This window comes from Vibrio sp. 1978 (assembly GCF_033344345.1).
The window spans coordinates 70,870-79,533 of record NZ_JAWPOP010000024.1 but is presented as its reverse complement, the minus strand read 5'-3'; the positions used below and the strand labels follow the sequence as shown (position 1 = coordinate 79,533).

Sequence of the window (8,664 nt, the reverse complement as noted above, 5' to 3'; positions counted from 1 at the left end):
AACCAGCGATTGTCTTTAAAGAAATGGCACTGGCCGCTTGATATTGGCGAGTGTCGCACTTCGCAGTTGAATTCGGGATAAACTAAAGTTTCGGAAGGAATCTCAACTGAAAAATCAACAAGCAAAAAGTAGCGTTCCGGAATGAGTTCATGATAACTAGGGTTTTTAGTATCAATGATCGTTATTTTAGTTTCTGTATTTTTAGAAAGCATTTCCTTAAAGTTTTCACTCTGTAAACTTTGTTGAGTGAGCATTAGGATTTCAGGCTTTTCCATATACTGTTCCATAATGTTTCTCATACTTTCAGTGACTTAACATTCTTAAATTAGTAGTTAATCGTCAGCACTTAGTTTGATATGTAAGTGCTAGTTCACAGAGTAAAGTTATTTGCTACTTTTTTAAATTCTAAAGTTATTAAAAAGAGAACCAAAAAAAGTGTTTCTCATAAAAGAAACACTTTTAACACATTCAGGTCACAGAAATTATTAAGAGTTTACTAAATTAGGCAACCTAATATTGCAATAGCATTACACCATTAACGAGTTGTCTGAAATATTTTCCTTTGCCCAAATAAGTGCTTGAACTCTATTTTTCACATCAATTTTCTTGAAAATATTATGTAAATGCGTTTTTACCGTATTCTCGCTGACGAATAATTGTTCGGCGATTTGTTGATTGGACGCCCCCATGGAAAGAAAGGTAATTATTTGTTGCTCTCGTTTGGTCAGAATAGCGGAAACATTCTTATTTATAGGTTTGCAATGTCGACGAAGGTAAGTAATGTACTGCTGAGAAAACTTACGGCTGAACCACATATCTCCTTGAAGCACCTTACCAATACCAACTTGCAACGTTTTTATATCATCAGAGGTATAGAAAATACCGGCCAAAGTACGCCAAGCAAAGAGATCTTCTGTCGATATGGATTGCTCACAATTAATTAAGATTTCAAGCGTGTCTTTCTGCTTGGCCGCTTTAAACTCCGCATAACGGCGAAAAATTTCATCCGTGATCACGCTGCAATCAACAATAATGGCTGATGCAAGAGATTCATGTAACACTCCGTGAATCAGATTATCTGGCGTGATTAGAGCAACACTAATACCGAGTTTGGTCTCCAATACATCTTTCAACAGAGATGACTGTAGACTTCCCTCCGTGATTAAAATAACGTTTCTTTTTTTTTGCTGCTCCATCCTGATCGCATTCCCTTGGTCGTTTTTATTGAAATACGCAATAGATTTAGATAGAGCGGTAGTATTGTCAAGTATGAAAATCACTAGTACTAATTAATAACTCATTGAAGTGTCAATAATTTTTAAGTGGCAAGTATATGAGAGGTATTAGCATTTTTCAGACATTAAAAAAGGGAGTATAAACTCCCTTTTTGTGTTTGAGCAGGTGATTTAATCACGCACGTTAGAGGCAAAACACCACCTAACTTAGTGGATTGGAACTGCGTTTTTTTGGTTAAACTTACCAAAGTGTTGTTCTAACACTTCTGGCGTCAGCTTACCTTCCGCTTCCAGCTTTTTCAGCTCAGCGACGATCGCTTTTTGCTCTTCTAGCGACGGCAGTTTTACTTCTGGCTCCTGAGCGGTTTCTTGAGAAATTTGCTCTAGTTCTTTTTCGAAGTCATTCATAGTACTTACCTAAAATTAATGATTGAACTTTTAAACTTCGCCTATTCTATCCAACTCTATAACTTGAAGCTACCAACCATCTTGTCTAAACGAGAAGAGAGCGCTTGAAGATCGCGACTTGCATCCGCCAACTCTTCTGCTGTCGCGGTTGTCATTTCATTTATCGCGTTGATTTCTTCGATATTTTGATTAATGGTATGCACCACCGTGGATTGCTCTTCCGTCGCCGTTGCAACTTGTGTATTACGATCAGAGATGTCGGTGATTCGTTCAGAAATACTGATTAATACCTCGACTGCTTCATCGGTAGAAGTAACCCCTTCTATGGTGACCGCTTTGCCCGCTTCCATAGCATTTACCGCGTCTTGTGCGTCACTTTGAAGCTGATTGATCATGCGCTGAATCTCTTCTGTAGAATCAGCCGTGCGTGAAGCTAGGTTTCTTACCTCATCAGCAACAACCGCAAAACCACGTCCCTGCTCACCAGCACGAGCAGCCTCAATTGCAGCGTTTAGCGCAAGTAAATTCGTTTGCTCAGAGATGTCACGAATTACACCCAGAATCGAGCCAATATCTTTGGTTGTCGATGCCAACTGCGTAACAACAATATTGGTTGTTTCAACATCATCGGCTAGGCGGCTGATCACCTCTTTTGCTTTCATCACAACTTCTCGACCAGTTTGAGTGTTATCTGAAGCCTGATTTGCCGTATCAGCAGCGGTAGCAGCGTTCGATGCAATTTCACTGATGGTCGCACCCATTTGGTTGATAGCTGCAACTACTTGAATGGTTTGATCACGCTGCTCTTGGCTGTTGTCGTGTGTGGATGTTGCTTTCGTTGACACACTTTCTGCCGCTTGACTTAATGAGCCACTGGTTAAAGCAACCTCTTTCATCGTGGCATGAATCTTCTCAATAAATCCATTAAAGCCTTTTGAAAGCTGAGCAATTTCATCATTACCCTTAATTTCAATACGCTGCGCCAAATCGCCTTCACCTTGCCCAAGGTCGGTAAAACGATCGGCAATCAGTCGGATTGGTTTCGTAATGCTGTTTGCTAACCATACGCCCATGAGGATGAATACAACGGCAACAATGATGGTCGTAAACAGCATTTTTTTAGCTGTCGCATTCAGGTCTGCGAATACTTCATCAACGGGAACCACGCCAATAACAAACCAGTTCATTGAAGGAACATACAAACTAGAAACAAAAGTATCCTGCCCTTCAAACTCCACATTAATTAGGTTGAAGCTATTTTTGTTCAACAGCGCACTTGCGTCACTACCAAATAGTTTAGTGATAGAAGTTTGGTTCTTACCTTGTTGGCGGTGTATTTGAATCTGGCCTTGTTCATTAGTGAGGAACACGTAACCCGTATCTTCAATTTTAAACCCATTGAGCAAAGTAACCATGTCTCCCATAGATTTAGAGAGACCTGACATTGATGTACCATTAAGATCTTGGAAATTGGCAAACATTTTCACTTCGCCATTTGCCTCTTGGAACACACTCACGGACGTTTCTTGACCAGACGACGTAAATCCAAAGAACCAAGCATCTTGCGTTCGGTTAAGTTGACGTAAGAATCCGTTTTGATTCCAGTAATATGCCGTTTGACGATTCGCTACCGACGCATCATTAAGACCATACTGTGATTTAACGTTATTGAGCTGCTGAACCAACTGAACTTCTACTGACGGATCACGGTCTGTATTAGATAGGGCTTCAACAATAAATTCGTTTGTAGCCAGCTGTTTTGCCGCTTGTTGCATTTCGACAACTTCGCGGTCAATTTCGGTATTGATTTGCTGCAACATCGCAGGTAGCTCGATGTCAATAAGACGATGGCTCAATACATCTCTCGCATGACGCTGAGCCATAACACCAACAATGATTGTTGATGCTAGAACAGCAAACGTAATGCCAAGTACAACCTTCTGTTTGATGCTCAAGGAATAAAGTTTCAACATATTCGGACCTTTTAAAAGAATCACTTGTTATTGGCCCCACAAGGGGAATCAGGTGCATATCTCATGACACGCACACCACGGAATCTTTATCGGCTCATATGTACAAAACTAGAGGCATTTCTCATTATATTATGAAAAATAAATGTAACACACTGTCAAATAAGCACTTTCAGAGATAGCACGTACTTGCAATTCTCTGTAGCGTCCCAATATTGAAAAGATAAATTGCAATAGAGCGTTGGAACTTTTTTCACATGGAAAATGACCAATACTCAACACGAAAATCACATGGATACCGAGAGTCCAAAGCATGCATAAATCTAACTTCGAAACTCTTCAGCAATACTTAGAGTCGCAGATCATCGGACAGCAAGATCTGGTAAAGCAACTGCTTGTTGCGCTTCTTGCGGATGGGCATATTTTAGTTGAAGGCCCTCCTGGGTTAGCAAAAACCCGTGCAGTAAAATCACTCTCAGACTGTGTTGAAGGCGACTTCCACCGCATTCAGTTCACCCCAGATTTGCTGCCAGCCGATTTAACCGGCACCGATATCTTCCGTCCCGAAACCGGAGAATTCACTTTCCAATCAGGTCCTATCTTCAACTCGCTTATTCTTGCGGATGAGATAAACCGTGCGCCAGCCAAAGTACAAGCGGCAATGCTTGAAGCAATGGCAGAGAAACAAGTCACAGCAGGTCGTCATACCTACCCGCTGCCAGAGTTGTTTTTGGTTATGGCAACTCAAAACCCGATAGAGCAAGAAGGGACCTACCCCCTTCCTGAAGCGCAGCTAGACCGCTTTTTATTGCATTTAGAAGTGGAATACCCAGATGCGGAGCATGAGCTATCTATCTTGCGTATTAACCGCGGAGAAGCAAAAGGCGAAGCAAAGGTTGAACGCCCAATGTTAAGCCAACAAGATATATTCACCGCACGTAAAGAAGTGTTGGATATTCATATGGCGGAAACGATAGAGCAGTACATCGTCCGTTTAGTTATGGCGACACGTCAAGCCAACGAATATGACACTGAGTTGGACAAGTGGTTGTCAATGGGTGTGAGTCCGCGTGCCACCATCGCTCTTGATCGCTGTGCACGTGCGCACGCTTGGCTTGCTGGTCGTGATTTTGTCTCTCCGGAAGATGTTCAAACCATGGCTTATCCGGTACTGCGCCACCGTTTATTGTTGAGTTACCACGCTCAAGCGGAAGGCATTACGGCAAACCAGGTCATCGATAAACTGCTAAACCTTGTTGGCAGTGCATAAACAGGTGAGTGATATGTCCGCTACACATTCATTACCACCTCATGCGAATGGGGTGACATTAACCCTTGAAGAGCTGCTCCAATATCGCACTCAATCTGTACGTTGGTTACCACCAGCACAGAGTCTCTGGTCGCAGATGAGTGGTAACCATACCAGTCGCCAAAAAGGGCGAGGTATGGATTTTATGGAGGTGCGCCAATATCAACCTGGCGACGATATTCGCAGCATTGATTGGCGAGTCACCGCTAGGACCGGTAAAGCACATACGAAGTTGTTTGCAGAAGATAAAGAGCAAGCGGTCATTCTTTATCTTGATCTAAGTTCTAGTCTACATTTTGGATCTAAGTATGTACTCAAATCCGTTCAATTGGCCCACTTTGCCAGTGTTCTAATTTGGCTAACTCTAGCTAAAAAAGATCGCATCGGCGCAGTGATTGATGACGGACATCAATGTCTTGAATTTCGCCCCTCTTCTTTACAAAGACAAGGGCTGCGGATTCTTAACGCCATAGTCGACATACATAATGCGCAAGTAACTCGTACTGCAAGCAACGACACTCGTACACTGCCGTATGCACAAGTATTGGAGACACTTCATACGCTCACCCCAAAAGGCAGCGAATTGATTATGCTCAGTGATTTTGCCCACGTAACACCAACGGAACTGGCACAACTACGTCGACTCAAACAACACAATAGCGTAAGGGCTGTTCAGTTTTATGATCCGTTAGAAAGAGGCGAAACAGACTTTAGAGGTCAAGTGAAAGCTTCGGATGGGCAGCATAGTCAATGGTTTAACTTTGGCTCTAAAGGACAACGAAGAGAACTCGAAAGCCACTTTACCCAACATCAAGAAACCATTAAGCAGCAATGCCATTCAATAGCAATTCCATTTAACACGCTATCAAGTGGCTGGCCCTTAATTTCACAATTAAGCTAACAAACTGACAAGCAGTATTTATTAAGCAGTAATAATAATGACAACAAACAACCAAAGCCTAAACCTTGAACCTTTGATTTTGCCAAACGCACCGGATTGGTTTCCGCTCGCTTGGGGATGGTGGGTGGTGCTTGCAGCCACCTTGCTCTTCGTTTTCGGCATTTGTCTTTATGTGAGATGGCGTAAAAAACACTTACGCGCAAAAAAGACAGCATTAACACTTTTAACTCAACCTACCGCGCCTCATACCCCATCTTCTGCTCTGGAAATATTGCGCCAGGCAGCATTGAGTTACTTTCCGCGTGAAGAGATCGCACCATTAACCGGAATCGCTTGGTATGAATTTCTCGATAGCCATACCAAAGAAAGTCGATTCGTAGACAAACAACATCAGTGGCAAGAAGCGTTGTATCAGAATTCTTCCCAAGGGCAGCATCAAAGCTTGGTAGACGATTGTGTCTTTTGGATAACCTACGCTTTGCCACCAAAGAAAAAGGCAAATAACCGTGACTGAGCAAACACTCATAACCGATCTTGCCCAATGGCTAAACATTGAATTTGTCTGGTGGTGGGCACTGTTTTTGTTGCCCATCCCATGGCTGGTATACAAGTTCCTGCCACAAGAATCTCAACAAGCCGAGATCAAATTGGCGTACTTACCAACCAATGAGAATCGCAGCAAGCCTAAGCAAGCGCTGCAAAAAGCACTTTCAATCGCGATCTGGGGCCTTCTTGTCGTCGCTTGTGCGCGTCCAGTTTGGTTTGGCGATCCCGTTGAATTCCAACCCAAGTATCGGGACTTGATGTTAGTCGTCGATCTGTCCGGTTCGATGCAGCAGGAAGACATGGAACTCAACGGCGAATATATCGATCGCCTCACAGCAGTCAAAAAAGTTCTGTCTGATTTCGTAGCAAAGAGAAAAGGTGACCGTCTCGGAGTTGTTTTGTTTGGCGACCATGCTTATTTGCAAACACCACTCACTGCAGACCGCAAAACCGTCATGCAGCAGATTAATCAAACCGTCATCGGCTTGGTTGGTCAACGAACCGCCATTGGTGATGGTATTGGTTTAGGCACAAAAACCTTTGTAGACAGTGAAGCTCCGCAACGAGTCATGATTTTGCTCAGTGACGGCAGCAATACTGCAGGGGTGCTCGAGCCGCTAGAAGCAGCGGAAATTGCGAAAAAATACAACGCCACTGTTTACACCGTGGGCGTGGGCGCTGGTGAAATGATGGTAAAAGAGTTTTTCATGACTCGCAAAGTCAACACCGCAGCCGACTTAGATGAACAAACACTGACTAAAGTGGCAGAGGTGACAGGTGGACAATATTTTCGAGCGCGAGATACAGAAGAGCTCGAAAAGATTTATGACACCATCAACCAGCTAGAACCCGTATCTAGCGACACACAAACTTGGCGCCCTCAGTCTGAATGGTTTCCATATCCATTAAGCGCTGCATTTGTATTGTCGGTATTGTTATTCCTATTAAGGAGAAAACATGGCTGAGTTTATTTTCCTCAATCCTTATTGGCTTTTGGGGCTCATCGTGATCCCTATTGCACTCTTGCTTAATCACAAATTTAGAGCCCAAAAGTCCACACTGATTGCCCCTCACCTATCGCGGATGCTCGGACAAAACACGCAGTCTAAGCATTACTTCACTCTATGGGGTTTAGCTTGGGCAATAACTTGCATTTCATTAGCGGGGCCAAGCTGGCAGTCCAATGCTCGACCAAGCTTTGAGTTAAACCAAAACCGTATCTTGGTGCTTGATATGTCTCGCTCTATGTTTGCTACAGACATCAAACCCAATCGGCTAGCACAAACACGTTATAAGGCGCTCGATTTGCTGCCTAAATGGAAAGAGGGAGCCACTGGACTTATTGCTTACGCTGGCGATGCCTATAACTTAAGTCCACTGACAACTGATTCCAGCACGCTTGCGGGGATTATCGAAAATTTGTCACCAGAGCTGATGCCTTTTCAAGGAGCAAACCTGCCTGCCGCGATTGAACTGGCGAACAACCAGTTTTCTCAAGCCGGCACGCAACAAGGCGATATCATCGTGTTAGCGGATGATCTTGATACGTCAGAGCTGTCTCGCGCGTTAGATTTAGTCCAAGGTACAAAGTTTCGCATTTCTGTTCTTGCCGTCGGGACTCCTAACGGTGCGCCTATCGCGCTGCCCGATGGCTCTCTGCTAAAAACGGCACAAGGCACAACCGTCGTAGCGAAAACAAACCTGAAAAACCTACAGACGCTAGCGAATAAAACTGGCGGTCTATTTGTTCCTATTCAGCACACCAACCGTGATGTTGAAAATATCGCGGCCTTTACTAATAACATTGGTAGCCAGCTTTCTGCGACCCAAAGCGAAGAAGTTAAAACTGATTCTCGTCTCAACAGTGGCTTTTGGTTACTGCCGTTGTTACTTCTTCCTGCGGCTTTACTGTTTCGACGCGGCCTGATTTGGGTGGTAGTTGCGACTGCAGTCCCAGTAACGTGGACACCGCATGCAGAAGCTAATCCGTTCTTAAATGCCGACCAACAAGGAGCGGAACTATACAAGCAAGGTGAGTATGAACAGGCGCAAAACCTATTTACAAACCCAAGCTGGAAAGGAGCCGCCAGTTATCAAAAAGGTGACTACGAAGCCGCTATCGAAGCATTTTCTCATGATGCCTCCCTTAACGGCCGCTATAACCTCGCCAACTCGCTCGCTCAAAATGGTCAATTAGAAGATGCGGCTGATTTGTATAAAAAACTGCTAGAGGAAAAGCCTAACTTTGAAGCCGCGAAGAAAAACCTATCGGTTGTAGAAGAAAAGCTAAAACAG

General features: G+C 43.8%; 8 protein-coding genes and 1 pseudogene. 5 read left to right on the top strand and 4 right to left on the bottom strand.

Translation table 11 applies throughout. The features are described from left to right. From R8N49_RS19605 to R8N49_RS19590, 4 genes and pseudogenes are all read right to left on the bottom strand, one after another. Positions 1–299, bottom strand: a pseudogene (locus R8N49_RS19605) (hypothetical protein); the annotation flags it as partial. Between the two features lie 228 nt (positions 300–527). Beyond that, positions 528–1,196, bottom strand: a complete 669-nt coding sequence (locus R8N49_RS19600; RefSeq protein ID WP_005375166.1) for a LuxR C-terminal-related transcriptional regulator — start codon at positions 1,194–1,196, stop codon at positions 528–530. 246 nt (positions 1,197–1,442) lie between these two features. Further along, positions 1,443–1,643 carry a restriction endonuclease subunit S gene (locus tag R8N49_RS19595; protein WP_005375165.1) on the bottom strand — a complete coding sequence of 67 codons (201 nt, stop codon included), beginning with the start codon at positions 1,641–1,643 and terminating at the stop codon, positions 1,443–1,445. A gap of 56 nt (positions 1,644–1,699) precedes the next feature. Beyond that, positions 1,700–3,616: a methyl-accepting chemotaxis protein gene (locus R8N49_RS19590; RefSeq protein ID WP_258489886.1), complete on the bottom strand. Its 1,917-nt coding sequence runs from the start codon at positions 3,614–3,616 to the stop codon at positions 1,700–1,702. A gap of 310 nt (positions 3,617–3,926) precedes the next feature. On the opposite strand from R8N49_RS19590, the gene R8N49_RS19585 reads away from it, so the two are divergent. The 5 genes from R8N49_RS19585 to R8N49_RS19565 all read left to right on the top strand — a co-directional run. Next, on the top strand, positions 3,927–4,883 hold the full coding sequence (locus R8N49_RS19585; protein WP_025768547.1) for an AAA family ATPase: 957 nt from the start codon (positions 3,927–3,929) through the stop codon (positions 4,881–4,883). Between the two features lie 13 nt (positions 4,884–4,896). Further along, a complete protein-coding gene (locus tag R8N49_RS19580) occupies positions 4,897–5,823 on the top strand; it encodes a DUF58 domain-containing protein (protein ID WP_213964084.1) in 927 nt (308 codons plus the stop codon). 37 nt (positions 5,824–5,860) lie between these two features. After that, positions 5,861–6,337, top strand: coding sequence for a DUF4381 domain-containing protein (locus tag R8N49_RS19575; RefSeq protein WP_054574933.1), 477 nt, complete (start codon positions 5,861–5,863; stop codon positions 6,335–6,337). After that, positions 6,330–7,334 carry a vWA domain-containing protein gene (locus tag R8N49_RS19570; RefSeq protein ID WP_258489884.1) on the top strand — a complete coding sequence of 335 codons (1,005 nt, stop codon included), beginning with the start codon at positions 6,330–6,332 and terminating at the stop codon, positions 7,332–7,334. The genes R8N49_RS19575 and R8N49_RS19570 overlap by 8 nt, the downstream gene beginning before the upstream one ends. After that, the coding region (locus tag R8N49_RS19565; protein ID WP_226082809.1) for a VWA domain-containing protein at positions 7,327–8,664 on the top strand (1,338 nt) is incomplete at its 3' end. The genes R8N49_RS19570 and R8N49_RS19565, both read left to right, overlap by 8 nt.